16 protein-coding genes are annotated in these 18,310 nt (G+C 58.3%); 8 read left to right on the top strand and 8 right to left on the bottom strand.

What is annotated here, in order from left to right; all coding sequences use genetic code 11:
- Positions 1-317: 317 nt before the first annotated feature.
- Both KIN_RS13790 and KIN_RS13785 read left to right on the top strand, forming a co-directional pair.
- A complete protein-coding gene (locus KIN_RS13790; RefSeq protein ID WP_159807859.1) occupies positions 318-1,292 on the top strand; it encodes a ParA family protein in 975 nt (324 codons plus the stop codon).
- Positions 1,285-2,151, top strand: a complete 867-nt coding sequence (locus KIN_RS13785; protein WP_159807857.1) for an SIR2 family protein — start codon at positions 1,285-1,287, stop codon at positions 2,149-2,151. Before KIN_RS13790 ends, KIN_RS13785 begins: the two co-directional genes overlap by 8 nt.
- Before the next feature lie 610 nt (positions 2,152-2,761).
- Here the strand turns inward: KIN_RS13785 and proS are convergent.
- Positions 2,762-4,108, bottom strand: coding sequence for a proline--tRNA ligase (proS, locus tag KIN_RS13780; RefSeq protein ID WP_159807855.1), 1,347 nt, complete (start codon positions 4,106-4,108; stop codon positions 2,762-2,764).
- Positions 4,109-4,176: 68 nt separating this feature from the next.
- Positions 4,177-5,070 carry a LysR substrate-binding domain-containing protein gene (locus tag KIN_RS13775; RefSeq protein ID WP_159807853.1) on the bottom strand — a complete coding sequence of 298 codons (894 nt, stop codon included), beginning with the start codon at positions 5,068-5,070 and terminating at the stop codon, positions 4,177-4,179.
- Positions 5,071-5,155: 85 nt separating this feature from the next.
- Here KIN_RS13775 and KIN_RS13770 point away from each other — a divergent pair, with 85 nt between their 5' ends.
- From KIN_RS13770 to KIN_RS13750, 5 genes are all read left to right on the top strand, one after another.
- Positions 5,156-6,193 (top strand): permease, encoded by a 1,038-nt coding sequence (locus tag KIN_RS13770; RefSeq protein WP_159807851.1) that lies wholly within the window; start codon positions 5,156-5,158, stop codon positions 6,191-6,193.
- Between the two features lie 56 nt (positions 6,194-6,249).
- The gene (locus tag KIN_RS13765; RefSeq protein WP_159807849.1) at positions 6,250-6,666 is read left to right on the top strand and encodes a cupin domain-containing protein; all 417 of its coding nucleotides are present in this window, start codon (positions 6,250-6,252) and stop codon (positions 6,664-6,666) included.
- Positions 6,663-6,980, top strand: a complete 318-nt coding sequence (locus tag KIN_RS13760) for an ArsR/SmtB family transcription factor (protein ID WP_159807847.1) — start codon at positions 6,663-6,665, stop codon at positions 6,978-6,980. Before KIN_RS13765 ends, KIN_RS13760 begins: the two co-directional genes overlap by 4 nt.
- A complete protein-coding gene (locus KIN_RS13755) occupies positions 6,977-7,378 on the top strand; it encodes an SRPBCC family protein (protein WP_159807845.1) in 402 nt (133 codons plus the stop codon). The genes KIN_RS13760 and KIN_RS13755 overlap by 4 nt, the downstream gene beginning before the upstream one ends.
- Before the next feature lie 137 nt (positions 7,379-7,515).
- Positions 7,516-8,649 carry a carboxylate-amine ligase gene (locus tag KIN_RS13750; RefSeq protein ID WP_159807843.1) on the top strand — a complete coding sequence of 378 codons (1,134 nt, stop codon included), beginning with the start codon at positions 7,516-7,518 and terminating at the stop codon, positions 8,647-8,649.
- A gap of 12 nt (positions 8,650-8,661) precedes the next feature.
- On the opposite strand, the gene KIN_RS13745 is transcribed toward KIN_RS13750, so the two are convergent.
- The 6 genes from KIN_RS13745 to scpA form a co-directional block, all read right to left on the bottom strand.
- On the bottom strand, positions 8,662-10,212 hold the full coding sequence (locus tag KIN_RS13745; RefSeq protein WP_159807841.1) for a Ppx/GppA family phosphatase: 1,551 nt from the start codon (positions 10,210-10,212) through the stop codon (positions 8,662-8,664).
- An 84-nt stretch (positions 10,213-10,296) separates the two neighbouring features.
- Positions 10,297-12,468: an RNA degradosome polyphosphate kinase gene (locus KIN_RS13740; RefSeq protein ID WP_159807839.1), complete on the bottom strand. Its 2,172-nt coding sequence runs from the start codon at positions 12,466-12,468 to the stop codon at positions 10,297-10,299.
- Positions 12,469-12,507: 39 nt separating this feature from the next.
- Positions 12,508-13,191, bottom strand: a complete 684-nt coding sequence (locus tag KIN_RS13735) for a P-loop NTPase family protein (RefSeq protein WP_159807837.1) — start codon at positions 13,189-13,191, stop codon at positions 12,508-12,510.
- A 1-nt stretch (position 13,192) separates the two neighbouring features.
- A complete protein-coding gene (locus tag KIN_RS13730; protein WP_159807835.1) occupies positions 13,193-14,311 on the bottom strand; it encodes an AI-2E family transporter in 1,119 nt (372 codons plus the stop codon).
- Between the two features lie 298 nt (positions 14,312-14,609).
- On the bottom strand, positions 14,610-15,410 hold the full coding sequence (locus KIN_RS13725) for a hypothetical protein (protein ID WP_159807833.1): 801 nt from the start codon (positions 15,408-15,410) through the stop codon (positions 14,610-14,612).
- 67 nt (positions 15,411-15,477) lie between these two features.
- Complete coding sequence (scpA, locus tag KIN_RS13720; protein WP_159807831.1) at positions 15,478-17,613, bottom strand: methylmalonyl-CoA mutase; 2,136 nt, start codon at positions 17,611-17,613, stop codon at positions 15,478-15,480.
- Positions 17,614-17,739: 126 nt separating this feature from the next.
- Between scpA and KIN_RS13715 the strand changes: the two genes are divergently transcribed.
- A complete protein-coding gene (locus tag KIN_RS13715) occupies positions 17,740-18,201 on the top strand; it encodes a DUF4174 domain-containing protein (protein ID WP_159807829.1) in 462 nt (153 codons plus the stop codon).
- Positions 18,202-18,310: the final 109 nt, after the last annotated feature.

Raw genomic sequence — 18,310 nt, 5'->3', positions numbered from 1 at the left:
AGCGCTCTTTCTCCATAGTCTAATCCCAGACACCGCGGCTTCCTCCTTCCGAGGTTTGTCAACGCGGGCCGCACGCCTCGCCGGAAGGAAAGGTTGCACCCCGGCCCGCATCGAAAAACCTTCAGGATAAGAGACGTTCGCTGCAGGCGCAACCGTGTTTGGCTAATTGTAGAAAGCGGTCATTGAACGATTTTTCCCACCCAGCATGCACTCAACCTTAATGTTGGCTTGTGCATCCTCCGGTTCGTTCCTATCGTCATTTTCGAAAGATTGGCTCCTGCTACTTTTAGAAGCCTGGCCTAACGGGAACCCAAAAAATGAAATCCATTGCGTTTTTCAACAACAAAGGAGGGGTCGGCAAAACAACTCTCCTTTGTAATGTTGCGGCCTATGCGGCTCTACATCTAAAATTGAAGGTCTGTGTTATCGATGCCGATCCACAATGTAACGCTACGCAGTATTTCTTCGATGAGGACACTTTGGATGAGATATACTCGGATGAAGGATTTACAATTCGCAACGTTATTGAACCCCTTACTGAAGGGGAGGGGTTCTCCCAGAAAATTACGACGTTGCGATCAGATAGTTTTGGCATTGAGGTTTTGCCGGGGGATCCAAAATTAGCTCTAATTGAGGACTTTTTGGCTCAGGACTGGGGAACTGCGAAAAGTGGCAATGTGCGAGGAATAAGAACTAATTTAGTTTTCTCTGATCTCTTGAGCCGTTTGGATGAGTATGACTATGTATTCATCGATGTTAGCCCATCACTTGGCGCTATTAATCGATCAATTTTGCTTTCTGCTGATTACTTCATGAGCCCGATGTCCATCGACATATTTTCGTTAAAGGCATTCGAAAACATATCCGAGTGGATTGCCGATTGGTCAAGCGACTGGGACGTAGGTGTAAAGAATGTAAAGGACTCTTCTAAACTTCCTGATTTGAAATATGGTCAGGCCAAATTCTTGGGTTATGTCACACAGCAATATCTTGCGAAAAAGGACAGCTCTGGGAAACGACGTGGCGTGAGGGCTTTCGAACAAATTCGCGCCCAGATAGATGCAATCATCACCGACTGTGGTTTGGATGAAAGTATACCTGAACAGCCATTTGAAATTGGTACCGTTCCAAATCTATTTAGTCTTATTCCTATGTCTCAAAGTAATAATAAGCCAGTGTTTGAATTGCTCGCTAAAGACGGCGTGGTCGGAGCCCACTTTACTAAAGTAAAAGACGCAAAGACGATTTTTGGCTCAGTAACTAGTAACTTGATTGCTCGCATCAATGATTGATTGGCCACAAGACTTAATCCGCGACATCGCTCGACGTCGGTGTGTTCTGGTTGTTGGATCAGGTGTGTCGCGCCAAGCAGTGGGCCGTAAAGGCTTGCCACCGCCAACATGGGACGGCTTTTTAGACCAAGCCAACAAAGATCTCCCAGGGGGGCCACAAAAGCACATCACTAATGCAATTCAAGAAGGTGATTTGTTGAATGCATGCGCATGGCTTCAGCATAAGTACCAGCATAATTGGAAAACTCGACTGCGGACAGCCTTTAGCGCTCCAAAATTTGCTCCAACCGAGGTTCACAAAGCGATTGGAAAGCTCGACGCTAGAATTATTTTCTCTCTGAATTTTGAGAATATTCTAGACCAAGCCCTTCAAGAGGTTCTTGGCGGAACTTGTGTAACGAAGCTGTATTATGACGAAGGTGTTTCAGAATTTTTACGGGGGACTGAGAGGTATCTAGTAAAGGTTCATGGATCCCTCGATGAAACTTCAAAGATTATTTTCACCCAAAGACAATATGCCGAAGCAAGAATTTCTGCAGCGCCGTTTTACAACGCTTTTGACAGCGCACTCATGACACATACTTTCTTGTTTATAGGCGCTGGCTATCGCGATCCGGATATAAACTTGGTACTGGAGAACCAGAATTTTACGTACAGCGAAGCCCATCCGCACTATTTTCTGGCGGCAAAGGGGCTACATGAGGACTTAAAGAGTTCGCTTCGTGCCAACAGAAACCTTCAAGTGATCGACTATGACAAGATAGATGACCATCATTCAGGATTTCCAAAGGCGATTGATGAGCTTTTGGAGCTGGTAGAAGCAGAGCGGCAAGAACTGTCAACGTCGCTCGAATGGTGACATTTTCGGCTTAGCTGACGCTAGACGAACGCAAGGTCGCAAGGTCCGCTTTCCGGAAATGCGTTGCGATGATGCTAAAGGTCAGCTTCGGGCCGCAGGTGTTTCCTTCTTCCCGCCAAATCCTTTGGATTGATCGGAAAAACTGATCGGAATTTAGGAATAGATAAACCTGCGGCGGTTCCTTTATCAACGCGGCAAGACTTTTGCGGGTCTGGCTGCATTCCAGTCAAGCTGGGGAATCTCCTTGATCGGGCCAGTGCTTCACCACTGGTCCGACGCCCCCTCCCCTCCTCCCTATCCTGTCAGGCTTTCCTTAGCGTGGTCGCCTTGCGCGGCGGTCTCTTTCTGTTCGCGGATGTGAGACAATCGGACGGCCCTGACGCGCCCTTACACCGCAGGAAACCGTCCCGTATTTTCGACCATTTACCACGATTGATCGAATAATCTGAATAGATGATCGAAACTTAGCATTGGATACCACAGGGACGGCTGACGTATTCTGCGCCTAGACCCTCACAGGTCTGGCTAAGTTTTCGGCCAAATTCCAGGTAACCTCCTTGTTCGGGCCAGTGCTTCACCGCTGGCCCGGCACCTGGTCCCGCCCCTCAGATCACATACTGGCGCGCGGGGCGTAGATCTTGGCGACTTTCTCCACCGCCATTTCGGGCGTCATCTCTTCGCTTTCCCCGGTTCGGCGGGAGGTCAGTTCGACCACGCCGTTCTTCAGGCCGCGCGGGCCAACGGTGATGCGCCATGGCAGGCCGATGAGGTCCATGGTGGCGAACTTGCCGCCCGCGCGCTCTGACCGGTCATCATAGAGCGGGTCGAGACCAAGGGCGGTGAGGGATTGGTAGAGTGCGTCGCAGGCGGCGTCGGCCTCCGCATCCCCTTGTTTTAGATTGACAATCCCGCAGTGGAACGGCGTCACGCTTTCGGGCCAGATGATGCCCTTGTCGTCATGACTGGCCTCGATGATCGCGCCCAGAAGGCGGCTGACGCCGATCCCGTGGGAGCCCATGTGGACGGGCACGCTCTTGCCGTCGGCGGTCTGGACGGTGGCGCCCATGGCCTCGGAATACTTGGTGCCGAAGTAGAAGATCTGGCCCACTTCGATGCCGCGGGCGGTGCGGCGGCGGTCCTCGGGGATGGCGTTGAAGAGGGCTTCGTCGTGGGTCTCATCCGTGCGGGCGTAGCGGGAGGTGAACTCCTCCAGCACAGCCTGGCACTGGGCGACGTCGTCATAGTCGATGTCCCGGTCGCCGAAGGTCAGGTCTGTGACGGCGCTGTCGTAGAAGACCTCGCTTTCGCCGGTGTCAGCGAGGACGAGGAATTCGTGGGTGTAGTCACCGCCAATGGGACCGCCATCCGCGCGCATGGGGATCGCCTGCAGGCCCATGCGTTCGTAGCTGCGCAGGTAGCTGACGAGGTGGCGGTTGTAGGCATGGAGCGCGGCGTCCTTGGAGACGTCGAAATTGTAGCCGTCCTTCATGTAGAACTCGCGCCCGCGCATGACGCCGAAGCGGGGACGGATCTCGTCGCGGAATTTCCACTGGATGTGGTAGAGTGTGAGCGGCAGGTCCTTGTAGCTGCCCACATGGGCGCGAAAGATGTCGGTGATCAGCTCTTCGTTGGTGGGGCCATAGAGCATGTCGCGGTTGTGGCGATCGGTGATGCGCAGCATTTCCTCGCCGTAATCGTCATAGCGCCCGCTTTCCCGCCAGAGATCGGCGGATTGGATCGTGGGCATCAGCATGGGGATGTGGCCCGCGCGCTGCTGTTCCTCGTGGACGATGTTCTCGATCTTTTTCAGGACCTTAAAGCCCAGGGGCAGCCACGAGTAGATGCCCGCGCTCGCCTGTTTGATCATGCCCGCGCGCAGCATGTAGCGGTGGCTGACGATCTGCGCCTCGGAGGGCGTTTCTTTGAGGACGGGCAGAAAGTAGCGGCTGAGGCGCATGGGGATCTCCGGAAAGTGGTTTGCCGAGAAGTATGCGATCACTGCGCGGATGTGAAGCGGGCTGGTGATCAGCCAGCGGGGGCAGTGGCGCGGACCGGACCCAGGGCCGTCCCGCTTTGAAAGGCATGGCGGATCGCGGCCTTCATCGCGGTGCGTGGCGGGCTGGCATCGGATGCGTGCTCGGCCAGAACCAGCTTGGACGCGGGCGTCGGGCCGAACCCCAATTCAGGGGGAACAACTTTCAGCCCCGGACCAAGGGAAGACCGCCCAAGAAGACCCACGGCGATCCCTGCTTCGACGGCGGCGCACACGCCAGACACGCTTTGGCTGGAATAGACGATCCGGTAGGGCTGGCCGCGCTGATCCATAGAAGTCAGTGCCGCGTCGCGCCACCAGCAGGCATGATCAAACAGTGCCACGGGCAGAGGGCTCGCCTGCGCGAAGGTACGATGCGCGGACTGGACCCAGACGGTGGGATCCTCGAACAGAACCTCTTCACCCGGACCGGGATGCTGCACCTCGTAGATAGCAAGGTCCAGCCGACCTTTCTGAAGTGCCTCGGGAAAGCCGGTGCTGAGCGCGCAGGTAACGTCCAGTTCCACCTGTGGATGCTGGCGGGTGAAGGTCGCGATGATCTCTGACAATCGCGCCCTGCCGTGATCATCGGGAACGCCCAGACGCAATGTTCCGGTCACCGCCGTCTGGGACAACACGCGCAGGGCCGCATCAAGGCGGGTGGTTACCTCTTGTGCAACGGGTAGCAGCTTGCGCCCGGCCTCGCTGAGGATCACACCACGCCCATGGCGGTCGAACACGGGCTGGCCCAAAATGCCCTCCAACCGCTTGATCTGGATGCTGGTCGCGGATTGCGACCTGTGGATCTGCGCGGCGCCGTCCGTGACGCTGCCTGCCCGGGCAACAGCAAGAAAGGTGCGCAGGAGGTCGCTGTCGAGGTTATCCATCTGAATTTCCAATACGAGTCATTTAAACTATTTGTTTCATATATGATATTGGGCGACTTAGCCTGCTCGGTCAAAGGAGAATTCCATGACCGAGACAACAGCTCTCCGACGTCCGTCCCGTAAGTCTGCCGCCCTTTGGACCTTGGCAGCGGGAACTGCATTGCTTGCCCTGCTTTGGCGCACTCATGCCATAGACGCGGCGGTGTTCGTGGTGTGGGGCCTCATCACTGTCGCGCCTATCGTCGTCCCGGGGATCTGCCTTGCCGCATGGATCATCGCCAGCAACGCGGATGCGCATATCGCAGGCGCATTTGAAGGCCGCACGTTACGTGCGGTGGTCGCGGCGTCGATGATCGGGGCGCTGACGCCGGTATGCGGCGTGACGGTGCTGCCGCTTATGGCCGGACTTCTGGCGGCGGGGGTGCCGCTGGCGCCGATCATGGCGTTCTGGCTGTCCTCCCCCATCACTGATCCGGCGATGCTGGCCACGACAGCGGCGACGCTGGGGATCGCATTTGCCGCTGGCAAGACGGTCGCCGCTTTCGGTTTGGGGGTTTTCGGTGGTGCAATCACAGCGCTGTTTGCAGGCAAGCCTTGGGCCCGGACGGCATTGCGCGACAACGGGCTGGCCCGGAGGTTGAGCGCGGACGGCTGCGGGAAGGTCTTGCCGTTCGAGCCTTGGGTCTGGAAGACTGCGGCGCGCCGGCGCGCATTCATGGTTCAGTTTCGGGCAACCGCACGCCTCATCCTCATCTGCCTGATCCCGGCCTTCGCCGCTGAGTATGCCCTGAACGCTGCGCTGACACCCGGTGCGATGGCAGCCTATGTGGGCGAGGACAAATGGTGGGCCATCCCTGCGGCCGTGTTCGTGGGCGCACCTGCCTATATCGACGGCTACGCCGCCCTGCCACAGACCCGCGGGTTGATCGACAATGGCATGTCACCGGGTGCTGCGATGGCGTTTCTGGTCTCCGGCGGAGTTGTCAGCATCTGGGGCGCGCTGGCCATCCTGCCGGTTCTGAAGCTCAAACCGTTCCTTCTATATCTGGCGCTGGCGGTGTCGGGATCGCTTGCGGCTGGATATGGCTTTGCCTGGCTGGTCGAGCTCTGCCCCTTGACATGATACCTTTCGGTACTCTATTAAAATAATACCAAAAGGTATCACGAAAGGTTCAAATGATGAGACATCTCGCAGTCGCGGCTGTTTTATTGACGCCATCCGCAGGACTGACCGATCCGATCACGTTGATCGATCCGGCGGCGTTCGCATGGGAGACCACAGCCGAAGGGGTTGCGTTTGCGCCCCTGCACGGGGATCGGTTTCAGGGGGCCTATCAGGCCATGGTTCGGCTGCCCGCCAGAACCGTCAGCCCACCTCACGTGAAATCAGCAAGTATGTTCGGCGTCCTTCTGCAGGGGGAAATGATCCACTATGCGGGCGATCAGGATCCCGAGACGGCGCAAAAGATCGGACCGGGCGCGTTCTACAGCATCCCCGGCGGGCTGGGTCATGTCTCGGCCTGCGTGTCGGCGGGGCCTTGCATTGCCTATCTTTCTCAAGACGCGGCGTTCGACTTCGTGCCGGTGACCCCATGACGGACACGCATATGGGCTTTCGTGCGCTGGCCGATCCGACGCGGCGCAACATTCTCTACATGCTGGCAAAGGACGAGATGACCATTGCCGAGGTCGCCGATAATTTCCAGATGACGCGCGCGGCGGTGAAAAAGCATCTGGCGATCCTGCACGACGGCGATCTGATCACCGTGCGCACCAGCGGGCGAACCCGCGTGAATGCGCTCAATCCGGATGGGCTGCGCCGTGTGGTCGACTGGTTCAGCTATTTCGATGCCTTCTGGGACGATCATCTGAGCGCCCTCAAATCCGAAATTGAAAAGGACATCCAATGAGTGATCGTGTCATTCGCAAATCCATATATCTCAAGGCCACGCCCGCGCAGGTCTGGGCGTATCTGACGGACCCCAAGAAGCTGGCGCTGTGGTTTCACAGACCAGATGTGCCTTTGGTGGAGGGGCCCTATACGATGTATGGCGCCGAGAGTGGGGACAGGCTGATGTGGGGCGAGGTGTTGGTGGCGAAACCGTTCAGCCGTTTGGAATATACGTTCACCATCTCGCAGATGGGCGACCGGGTGAGCACCGTAAAGTGGGTCCTTGATGAGGTGCCGGGCGGAACGTACCTGTCCCTGCGCCATGAGGGGCTGTCCGCGGATGCCGACGCCTACGGACTGACGCTGGCGCTGGACAAAGGATGGGACGAGCACCTTGCGCGGATGCGCGCCATCTGAAATGTCGGATGGCTCGGGACTTGGGGCCATTCTGCTGATCGCAGGCGTCCGCTGCTGACTTTCGGCCCGGGTCTGCTAGGTTTTGTGGACGTGGCCTTGTCCGCTGCGATCAGAAACAGCGATCCGGAGATCTGGATATGGCGCCCCAAGACCCTTCGTTTTCTCTCGGCATCGAGGAGGAATACCTGATCGTCGATGCCGAAACCTTCGATCTGGTGGAGGCCCCTGAAAGCCTGATGAAAACCTGTCAGGATCTTTTGGGCAAGAAAGTCAGTCCGGAATTTCTGAAATGCCAGATCGAGGTTGGCACGGGCGTATGTGCGACCATCGCCGAGGCACGGGAGGATCTTGCCGGGCTGAGGCGGACCGTGAAAGAGATCTGCAATACCTATGGGTTTGAGCCGATCGCCGTGTCCACGCATCCGTTCGCCGACTGGGACAGGCAGCATTTTACGGACAAGGAACGATACCGGTCGCTGGAAAAGGATCTGGCAGCGGTGGCCCGGCGGATGCTGATTTGTGGGATGCATGTGCATGTGGGGATTGAGGATGACGACCTGCGGGTCGATCTGATGAACCAGTTTTCCTACTTCCTGCCGCATCTTCTGGCGTTGTCCACATCCTCCCCCTTTTGGGAGGGGCGAGAGACGGGGCTGCATTCCTACAGACTGACGGTGTTCGACAACCTGCCGCGCACGGGGTTACCGCCGCCGTTTCAAAGTTTCTCGGAATATCGGCGGTCCATCGAGACGATCATCAAGGCTGATATCATCGAGGACGGGACCAAGATCTGGTGGGATCTGCGGCCCTCGGCACGCTATCCCACGCTCGAAGCGCGTATCTGCGATGTGTCGCCCCGGCTGGATCATGCCATCGCGATTGCGGCGCTCACCCAGAGCATCCTGCGCATGCTGTTCACGCTGCGGAGCGAAAATAAGCGGTGGCGGCAATATGATCGGTTCCTTGTCGAGGAAAACCGCTGGCGGGCGCAGCGTTATGGCGTCTCACGGGGGTTGATTGATTTCGGGATCGGGCAAATCGTGCCCTTCGAAAATATGCTCAACGAGCTGGTGGAGCTTGTGAAACCCCATGCCGAGGCGCTTGGCTGTTTCGAAGAGGTGACGGGCGTGTTCGACATTATCGAACAGGGCACGAGTTCGCACCGACAAGTCGAGGTGTTTCATAACGCGGCCACGAACGGCGCTGATGAAAACGACGCATTGAAAGAAGTGGTCCGATCGCTTGTTGAGGATTTCAGCCGCGGACTGTGAGCGGAGATCTCCTCAGGTCACCTCGGTCTCCGCGTCCAGGGACGACGCAAGAGAACCGAAGCGCGCCTCTGCAACCTCGCCGAAGAGACCGCGCGTTTCCGGGTTGAGGCGCAGTCTGAGCAGGCGCTTTTTCGGGTGCCATGTCAGCTTGCCCATCAGATCGGGGCGCTGGACCGAGAACATCGCGCCGAAGCGCATGGCTTTGCCCAGGACCTCGGCATCCCGCAACTCACGCTCTGACAGCAGGTCAAACAGCGGCTCGAACTGGGTCCCGGAGCGGCTGTTCTTGTAGCGATGCAGCAGCGCAACCCCAAGAAAAACGCGGCCCGGGTGATCCAGACCGCCAAGATTTGCGCGGGTGGCATTGTCAAAACAGACCTCGGCCCGGTAGTCGGGATGGGCCCGCCAGCTGACATCATGCAGCAACGTCGCGGCCTTCACGAGGCGCATGCGCCCGGGCGAGGCGTTCTGGAAGAGCGGTTTAATGAATTCAAACAGCGTGCGTCCAAATCCGGGGATGCGGGCATTTTGCGCCTCGGAATAGCGAGCGGCCTCGACCAGCGGGTCACGGCGTTTCAACTCAAACGGCATCTGTTCGTACAAAAGCCCCTCGCGGATACCGTAGCTGGAGGTGGCGATGTATTCCGGCTTGAACCGTTGAATGAGCGATTTCAGAACTTGTGCCGCGATGGGGACAAGGCGCATCCGGGCCTCTGAATTGCCGGTGAGCGCCCGCATTTCATCGACGTCCATCGTACCGATCCACTTCACCGTTTGCAGGATCGATTTGCGCGTCATCCGGTATTCGTGGAGCACCTTCAACGGATATCCACGCCGTTCCATGTCCAGCCGTGCAATGGCGCGCCACGACCCGCCCACGAGGTAGAGTGTCTTGTAATCGCTGGAGATTTGTTCCCGCAGATCATCAATGGTGGCGTCAATTACGGCCTTTCGACCTTTGTGCCCACCTTTGACGTCCATCAGTTTGAGCGGTCCGAGTTTCGAGGAAATCCGTTGCCCGACGACGCCGTCGCCCAGCTCCGCCAATTCCAGAGACGATCCGCCGATATCGCACATGAGACCTCGGGCCGTGGGCCAGCCCAGAAAGACCCCTTGGGCCGACAACCGCGCCTCTTCCGTACCGGAGGCGACCCAGAGCTTCAGACCGGTTTTTTCGGCCACCTCTTCGCAGAACTCTCGTCCGTCGCTGGCCTCGCGCACGGCTGCGGTGGCCACGGACGTCAAAGGCTCAATGGCCATCCCCTTGGCCAGAAGCGCGAATCTGTGGAGCGCTGCCAGAGCGCGGACACGGCCTTCGGGCGACAGGCGACCTGTTTCAGACAGTCCGGCCCCCAGACCGCACATGATCTTTTCGTTGTAGAAATAGGCGGGGCTTCGGGCGGCGCCGTCAAACACCACGAGCCTCACGGAGTTCGATCCGACATCAATCGTGCCGACGCGGCTGAGCGCCTTGGCCTTGGGGTCATTGAAAAGGGGCCGCCCGAAGGGGCCGTGCTCATCGCCGGACGGGTCGGACCCGAGCGGTTCGGTGATACCATCCATTGACACTTCGGGCGCTCCGCCAATATTCGTGACGCCAGTCGTCTGGCCTCCTTGCCGAAGCATGTAACGGCAAAGGTCCGCGCGTCAATCTTTGGTGTGCGTCAATTCTGGCACGTCCCCTGCCCCGGCAGAGCCGCGACCCGACAGGGATGGGTTTTCCATGAAGAAGCGGTGGCAGTTGAACAACTGCTGGTCTGCCCCCGGCTCGGCCCGCTGGAAACTGCCGTCTGGCGACAAAACCCAGCTTTGCGCAGTATCCGCAAGGTTGGCGGCCATGATCTGGCTCATGACTTGCGCATGGACAGTCTTGTTCTTGATCTCGACGAGGGTTTCCACCCGACGGTTCAGGTTGCGGCCCATCCAGTCGGCGGATGACATGAAGACCCGCGCCTTTTTGGAGGGCAGACCGTGGCCGTTGCCGAAACAGACAATGCGCGAGTGTTCGAGGAACCGGCCCACGATGGATTTCACGCGAATGTTCTCGGAAAACCCTTTGATGCCGGGCTTGAGCGTGCAGATGCCACGGACGACAAGGCTGATCTTAACACCCGCCTGAGACGCCTTGTAGAGCGCGTCGATCACGTCGGATTCCACAATAGCATTCAGCTTGGCCCAGATTTCCGCGGGTTTCCCGGCGCGTGCATAGTCGGCCTCGGCCTCGATCATCGCGATCAGGTTTTTCTTGAGCGAAGTGGGCGCGATGGCGAGGTTTTCGAGGCTTTCTGGCTGGGCGTAGCCGCCGATGTAGTTGAAGACCTTGGTGGCGTCCCGGCCAAGGGCATCCTCGCAGGTGAAAAGGCTGAGATCGGTATAAATCCGCGCGGTGATCGGATGGTAGTTGCCGGTGCCGTAATGGGTGTAGGTCACCAATTTATCGCCCTCCCGCCGGACCACTATGCTGATCTTGGCGTGGGTCTTATAGTTGATGAACCCGTAGACCACATGAGCGCCGGAGCGTTCCAGCTTGCGCGACTGCCGGATGTTGGCGGCCTCATCAAAGCGGGCTTTCAACTCGACCAGCGCCGTGACGGATTTGCCGTTTTCGGCGGCCTCGCAGAGCGCGTCCACAATGGGGCTTTCGTTCGAGGTCCGATAGAGTGTCTGCTTGATCGCCACCACATTGGGATCTCGGGCAGCTTGGGCCAGAAAGCGGATCACCATGTCAAAGGTCTCGTAGGGGTGGTGCAGCAGCATGTCCTTCTGACTGATCGCCGAGAACATATCGCCGTCGTGATCCTGCACCCGTTCCGGCACGCGCGGGGCAAACCGGGGCCAGAGCAGGTCGTGATGGGCCTCGGACACCAGCTCACCCAGATCGGCAAGGCCGATCATCCCCGCCACCTCAACTACGTCCGTGTCGCCCACCTCAAGCGCGCTCATGATCAGAGTGCGCAGGTTTGTCGGTGCCTCGGCGCTGAGTTTCAGGCGCACCACTTCGCCGCGGCGGCGGCGCTTCAGCGCGGTTTCGAACTCGCGCACCAGATCCTCGGCTTCTTCCTCGACCTCCAGATCGCTGTCGCGCAGGACGCGGAAGGCGCAATGGCCTTTGGTCTCATATCCGGGAAAGAGCGTGCCGATCTTGAGAAGCAAAAGCTCCTCCATCGGCAAATAGCGCTGACCGGTGTCCGACGGCAGCGAGACGAAGCGCGGGATCTGCGCGGGGATCGGCAGGAGGGCTTGCAGGGACCGCCCATCCTTGGCGCGCGCCAGTTGCAGGGCCAGCGAGAAGCCTGCGTTGGGGATAAACGGGAACGGGTGCGCCGGATCGATGGCTAAGGGCGAGAGGACCGGGAAGACGTTCGAGATGAAGTATGTGTCCAGATGGGCGAGGTCGGCCTTGGTGAGCGTTTGGGCGTTCAAAAGTGTGAGCCCCTCCCCCTCCATCTGCGTCTTGAGCGCCTCCCAGACGACATCCTGCTGGGCGATCAGCGCGCGGGCATCCGCGTCGATCAGCACCAGCTGCTGCGCCGGTGTGAGCCCATCGCTGGAGGGCACCGTATTTCCCGCATGGGACAGTTCGCGCAGGCCAGCCACACGCACGGTGTAGAACTCGTCGAGATTGTTTGCCGAGATCGACAGGAACCGGACCCGTTCCATCAACGGTACACGGGGGTTCTGCGCCTCTTCCAGCACCCGCCAGTTGAAGGCGAGCCAGCTGAGTTCGCGGTTGAAGAAACGATCCGGGCTTTCGGGATCGAAGTCTGTCAGCTCTTGTGGGGCCGGGAAGTCGGCCTGAAGAAAATCAGCAATCGTCATGACAGACCTCTTTGACCCCCAGTGTAACGCAGACATGACTTATGCCGTTTTTTTCGGGTCAGTGTCCAGAACCTGGCGGGCCAAAGCTATGGTAACCTTAGACTTTCCGGCCAAAGCACGCCGATCGACCTTGCGCACGAACTCCAACGCGGCCGCGTAGCTGCGTTCAATGCGGCGCACGGTGTAATCCAACACCTGAGGCTTTACCCGCAGCTGATGATCCGCGAAAAGTTTGACAAGGATCGCCGCCAGAAGCTGGTCATCCAAGGGGCCCAGTTGTGCGGTCTGCAGTGCCTGCATCCGACTTTTCAGGTCGGCCACGGTGAAGTCCATCCGTGCCGCCGGGATTCGCGTTGTGAACAGCACCGGGATACCTTCGGCCCCGCTGAGATTATAGAGGTGGAACAACTGTGTTTCGGCTGCGGTATCACCTGCTGCCAGATGCAGATCCTCGATCACCAGCGGGCCAGACAACAGTGTCGGAATATCGGCATCTGCGATGGCGCGGGCATCCATGATCTGACCATCGACCTCTGCCGCCCAGACCTGTGCAAGATGGCTCTTCCCCGCGCCCTCATCCCCGGTCAGCATCAGCTTGCCTTGAGGCCAGTCAGACCAGTTTTCGACGGTTGCCACGGCCAGCGCGTTGGCATCCGATATAAAGTAATTGTCGCGCCCGAACGCAGTCTTTACAGGCAGGGCAAATGGGATTTGACGATCCATGTCAGTCGTCTTTTTGCAGACCTCTGTATAGCCTGCTCTCTTTGTATTGATCGACGCCGAAACGTGCAATTACGCCCAGTGACGCAGCAATGGGCACGGCCACAAGCATACCAACAAAGCCAAAAATTGAACCAAATGCCGACAAAGCGAACAAAAGCCAGACCGGGTGCAGGCCCACGCTGTCGCCGACAAGTTTCGGCGTCAGAACGTTGCCTTCAATCAACTGGCCCGCCTGAAAAATCGCGGCAATCACAATTACGTAGACCCAGTTCACACCGCCTGCCTCTGCGGCGGCGTTGGCCGCATCGGGCCATGTCTGGAAAATCGCAAGCCCCACGGCCAGCGCGCCGCCGATGATCGCCCCGATATAGGGAATGAAGCTGATCAGCCCGGCGATGAAGCCCACAATCAGCCCGAATTGCAGGCCCGCAATCATCAGGGCGATGGCGTAATACGTCCCGAGGATCAGGCACACGGTCAATTGGCCCCGCACGAAGCTGGCCAGTGTGGCATCGATGTCAGACGCGATCTGGCGGATCTGGGGGGCGTGGTCGCGGGGCAGAAGCCCGTCGATGCGCGCGACCATATTGTCCCAGTCGAGCAGCAGATAGAAAGCCACGACCGGCACCACGACGATGAAGATCAGGACATTGACCACTCCAAGCGCGGAGGCGAACACAGTCTGGGCCAGTTCACCCGCCCGATTGCGGAACGTCTCTGCCAGAGAATCCAGCGATTTTCTGACCGTGGAGTCTCCATCCGCCAGAATAGGGAAGCGCTCGGTCAGAAATTCAAGCTGAGCGGATATGAAGTCCTTGAAGCGCGTGAAGAGTTCCGGCGCTGTCTGGACAAGCTGCACCGCCTGATCGACGATCTCGGGGACCACAAGCAGGATGATCAATACGAAGATCAGGACAGCGGCGACGCTGATGGTGGCGGTTGCCAGAACACGCGACAGCCCGGCCGCCTCGAGCCGGTCCGCGACGGGATCTAGGAGATAAGCAACGGCACCGCCCACGATAAAGGGCAGCATGACGTCGCCCAGAAACCACAGCACAGCCAAGAGGAGCACCGCCACGATGCCCCAGTATTTCATCTGTTGTTGAACTGGCAACGCCATGAAACCTCTCTTTATTAACCTTTGATTTGGCCGATGACATCCGGAGATTCAACCAATCACCCGAATTTTGGCCGTGATGGCGCTGAAAAAGCACCTTAACTGGGCGACCATAATTATCGATATAGCCAAGCGGGCAGTCACCGATCACCGGCGCCGCGGAGCCACTCGGGTTCAAGGCGGCGTATGCTGAAACGTCAGTTTTGAACCCTCACGTCCCTGTGCAGCAAGCATTACAAATGGCCCAATTCGATGACGCGTCAGATGTTCACCGCAATCACTCGAATTGTGCCCGGTGACGCTATCTTTCTTGTTCACCGCGTAGAATGGCATTCAAAAGTTCGGCGAGACCGGTTGCAATGGAAAAGCCGTAGGGCAATCCCGTCAGGTCATCTTCTTTCACAGCGCCTTCAAGGTGCCAATTGTCCCTGTACCAGTGGTTTGAAACACATAATACAGCTCTTTCATGCCCGCTGGCGGGTGGTTTCGTTTCTGGCCACCATGAGTCCCGGGAAGGTTCGAAAAGAGCACGAAACCGGTCGGGAATCGTTTCAATCATCCGGTCTACATACAATCGCGCGCCTCGCCCTTCCGGTTGAAAAAATTGCCAGCTCCCGAGCGCGCACATGATCGGCGATGCCTTTTCGGTCCATTTGTAGGCTGCGCCCTGCCGGGCTGCATATCCGCACGCGTCCAAGAGTTGAAATGTCTCGTTCAGACGGTGAGGCACATCAAAAGCGTCCGCCGGTTTCGCGTCTCGAATGCACGTCAGACCCACGTTCTTTTGATAGTATAAATTCGAGAAAACAAATGCACCGATCACCCAGAGCAGGTCGATCTTGAAGCGTTCAGAATCATTGCCGAGCACCTCGCGAACTTCCATCTCTGAATATCTGCAGTGCAGATCTGATGACAGGATACCAATGCGCTCCATCATCCAATGGATCTCGAAGAAATCGCTCATATCTGCGAGTCCTCCGACATAGCTGTTGCGAAGATCCACATCAGCGGCCCGGTCGGACATCGACGCTGACGTGCAGCCGTAAAGTGTCTGCACGATCAATTCGTTGAAGAGTTCAGCTTCATCTGTCGTGAAGCGCATAGCTACGTCGCGGCGTTGTCTGCTTCGATCCAGATGCAGACCTGACTTCGACGGATCGTTTTGCGCATCAGGTTGTTCCCGATGTCCGGATCAGCTCCAAGATATCCTTCGCCGCTTTGGGAATGTTGGTGCCCGGGCCGAAGATGGCTTTGACCCCGGAATTGTAGAGGAACTCGTAATCCTGCTGCGGAATGACGCCACCGCAGATGACGATGATCTCGCCCGCATCCGCGTCTTTCAAAGCCTGCACCAGTTTCGGCGCGAGGGTCTTGTGGCCCGCCGCCTGTGAGCTGATGCCGATCACGTGCACGTCGTTGTCGACGGCATCCTGTGCGGCCTCTTCGGGGGTCTGGAACAGCGGACCTACATCCACGTCGAAGCCAATATCGGCGAATGCCGTGGCGATCACCTTGGCGCCCCGATCGTGACCGTCCTGACCCATCTTGACGACCAGCATGCGGGGGCGGCGGCCTTCCTGTTCTGCGAAGGTTTCCACGTCTTTCTGAATTTGGGCAAAGCCTTCGTCGCCCTCATAAGCGGCGCCATAGACGCCTGCGAGCGTTTTGACCTCGGCGCGGTGTCTGCCGAAAACGTCCTCCATCGCCATGCTGATCTCCCCCACTGTCGCGCGCGCGCGCGCGGCGTCCACGGCCAGCGCCAGCAGATTGCCGGTTCCTGATTTGGCGGCGTCCGTCAGCGCCGTGAGCGCGGCGTCGCAAGCGGCTTGGTCGCGACTGGATTTGATGCGGTCGAGCCGTTTGATCTGGGCGTCGCGCACCTGCACATTGTCCACGTCGAGAATGTCGATGACGTCTTCTTTTTCGAGCCGGAACTTGTTGACACCGACGATAACCTCTTCGCCCCGGTCCACCTGCGCCTGACGCAAGGCGGCGGCCTCTTCGATGCGCAGTTTGGGCATGCCGGAAGCAACGGCTTTGGTCATACCACCCATTTCGTCGATTTCCTGAATGATCTTCCACGCCTCATCTGCCAGATCAGCGGTCAATTTTTCGACGTAGTACGACCCCGCCAGAGGGTCCACGACCTTGGTCACCTTGGTCTCGTTTTGCAGGATCAACTGGGTGTTGCGGGCAATGCGGCTGGAGAAGGCCGTGGGCAGCGCGATGGCCTCGTCAAAGCTATTGGTGTGCAGGGACTGCGTGCCGCCCAGAACGGCGCTCATCGCCTCGTAGGCGGTGCGCACGATGTTGTTGTAGGGGTCCTGCTCCTGCAGGCTGACGCCGGAGGTCTGGCAGTGGGTGCGCAGCATAAGGGACTGCTCTTTCTTCGGATTGAACTCGCTCATGATGCGGTGCCACAGGAAACGCGCGGCCCGCAGTTTGGCAGCCTCCATGAAGAAATTCATGCCGATGGCGAAGAAAAAGCTGAGGCGCCCCGCGAAAGCGTCCACATCCATGCCCCGGTCCAGCGCGGCTTTCACGTATTCTTTGCCGTCCGCCAGCGTGAACGCCAGTTCCTGCACAAGGTTCGCGCCTGCTTCCTGCATGTGGTAGCCAGAGATCGAGATTGAGTTAAAGCGCGGCATCTCGGCGGCGGTGTATTCGATGATATCCGCCACGATCCGCATGGATGGCTCAGGCGGGTAGATGTAGGTGTTGCGGACCATGAATTCCTTCAGGATGTCGTTCTGAATGGTGCCGGACAGTTTGGCGCGGTCGACGCCCTGCTCTTCCCCCGCAACGATGAAAGACGCCAGAACCGGGATCACGGCGCCGTTCATGGTCATAGAAACGGAGATGTCGCCCAAGGGGATGCCGTCAAAGAGGATCTTCATATCCTCCACACTGTCGATGGCCACGCCTGCCTTGCCTACATCACCTTCCACCCTTGAATGGTCGCTGTCATAGCCCCGGTGGGTGGCCAAATCGAAGGCCACGGACACGCCTTGTTGTCCGCCTTTCAAGGCGTTTCGGTAGAAGGCATTGGATTCCTCGGCCGTCGAGAAGCCTGCATATTGGCGGATCGTCCACGGGCGGCCGGTATACATAGTCGACCGTGGACCGCGCGTGTAGGGGCCCTCGCCTGGCATGGAGCCCATGTGTTCCAAGCCATCGGCGTCTTCGGGTCCGTAGACTGGCTGGATCGCGATGCCCTCCGGACTGTTCCACGTCAGATCGTCCAGGGCGCGCCCGCGCAGTTCGGTCCGGGCGCGCTCTTCCCACTCGTTCTTTTTCTGGCTCATCTCTTGGTCCTCGTCTGTCTTTGGCGGACGAAGGCTGCAGTCATCTGCATCTCGTCACGCGGAGGTGTTAAAATCGCCGTAGCATCTGGGGATGTCGCGCCTATATGGTTTGGAAACGGAGGGCGTATGAAACGGGCGATCAGTATATTTTCAGTGGCGGTGTTTGCGGCATTTGGGGCCGCTGGCCACGCACAGGCGACGGATGCGGACCCGGCGTTGGACGAGTTCATTTTGGATGCCAGCGAGATCAATCTGGAGGACTTCTTGTGGGTCAAGCGGCCCATAGTGGTGTTTGCCCAGACGCCCGCGGACCCTGCATACCAACGCCAGATCGGTCTGTTGACGCAACGGTTGGACGTACTTGCAGAGCGCGATGTGGTGATCATCACCGATACCGACCCGTCTGCGAATTCCGCCCTGCGGGAACAATTGCGCCCTCGCGGGTTCATGCTGGTCCTGATCGGCAAGGATGGCGGTGTGAAGCTGCGCAAGCCCCTGCCCTGGGATGTGCGCGAGATCAGCCGGGTTATCGACAAAATGCCGTTGCGCCAGCAGGAGTTACGCGAACGTCGTCCGTTGGAGCCGTAGGGTTCTTTATTGAATTGGAAGCGTTTTACCATTATCTTATGGGCAGAAGGAGACCACATGTCTGAGACACCTGTAAAAGCACCGATGCCTGACATCCCGTATAAGCCCG

This window comes from Litoreibacter roseus (genome assembly GCF_009811795.1).
Classification (GTDB): Bacteria; Pseudomonadota; Alphaproteobacteria; order Rhodobacterales; family Rhodobacteraceae; genus Litoreibacter; species Litoreibacter roseus.
This window is presented reverse-complemented; position numbering and strand designations above follow the sequence as displayed.

Coding starts and splice junctions, on each gene's coding strand:
- KIN_RS13790 (WP_159807859.1), top strand. CDS start 318: ATGAAATCCATTGCGTTTTTCAACAACAAAGGAGGGGTCGGCAAAACA.
- KIN_RS13785 (WP_159807857.1), top strand. CDS start 1,285: ATGATTGATTGGCCACAAGACTTAATCCGCGACATCGCTCGACGTCGG.
- proS (WP_159807855.1), bottom strand. CDS start 4,108: ATGCGCCTCAGCCGCTACTTTCTGCCCGTCCTCAAAGAAACGCCCTCC.
- KIN_RS13775 (WP_159807853.1), bottom strand. CDS start 5,070: ATGGATAACCTCGACAGCGACCTCCTGCGCACCTTTCTTGCTGTTGCC.
- KIN_RS13770 (WP_159807851.1), top strand. CDS start 5,156: ATGACCGAGACAACAGCTCTCCGACGTCCGTCCCGTAAGTCTGCCGCC.
- KIN_RS13765 (WP_159807849.1), top strand. CDS start 6,250: ATGAGACATCTCGCAGTCGCGGCTGTTTTATTGACGCCATCCGCAGGA.
- KIN_RS13760 (WP_159807847.1), top strand. CDS start 6,663: ATGACGGACACGCATATGGGCTTTCGTGCGCTGGCCGATCCGACGCGG.
- KIN_RS13755 (WP_159807845.1), top strand. CDS start 6,977: ATGAGTGATCGTGTCATTCGCAAATCCATATATCTCAAGGCCACGCCC.
- KIN_RS13750 (WP_159807843.1), top strand. CDS start 7,516: ATGGCGCCCCAAGACCCTTCGTTTTCTCTCGGCATCGAGGAGGAATAC.
- KIN_RS13745 (WP_159807841.1), bottom strand. CDS start 10,212: ATGGATGGTATCACCGAACCGCTCGGGTCCGACCCGTCCGGCGATGAG.
- KIN_RS13740 (WP_159807839.1), bottom strand. CDS start 12,468: ATGACGATTGCTGATTTTCTTCAGGCCGACTTCCCGGCCCCACAAGAG.
- KIN_RS13735 (WP_159807837.1), bottom strand. CDS start 13,191: ATGGATCGTCAAATCCCATTTGCCCTGCCTGTAAAGACTGCGTTCGGG.
- KIN_RS13730 (WP_159807835.1), bottom strand. CDS start 14,311: ATGGCGTTGCCAGTTCAACAACAGATGAAATACTGGGGCATCGTGGCG.
- KIN_RS13725 (WP_159807833.1), bottom strand. CDS start 15,410: ATGCGCTTCACGACAGATGAAGCTGAACTCTTCAACGAATTGATCGTG.
- scpA (WP_159807831.1), bottom strand. CDS start 17,613: ATGAGCCAGAAAAAGAACGAGTGGGAAGAGCGCGCCCGGACCGAACTG.
- KIN_RS13715 (WP_159807829.1), top strand. CDS start 17,740: ATGAAACGGGCGATCAGTATATTTTCAGTGGCGGTGTTTGCGGCATTT.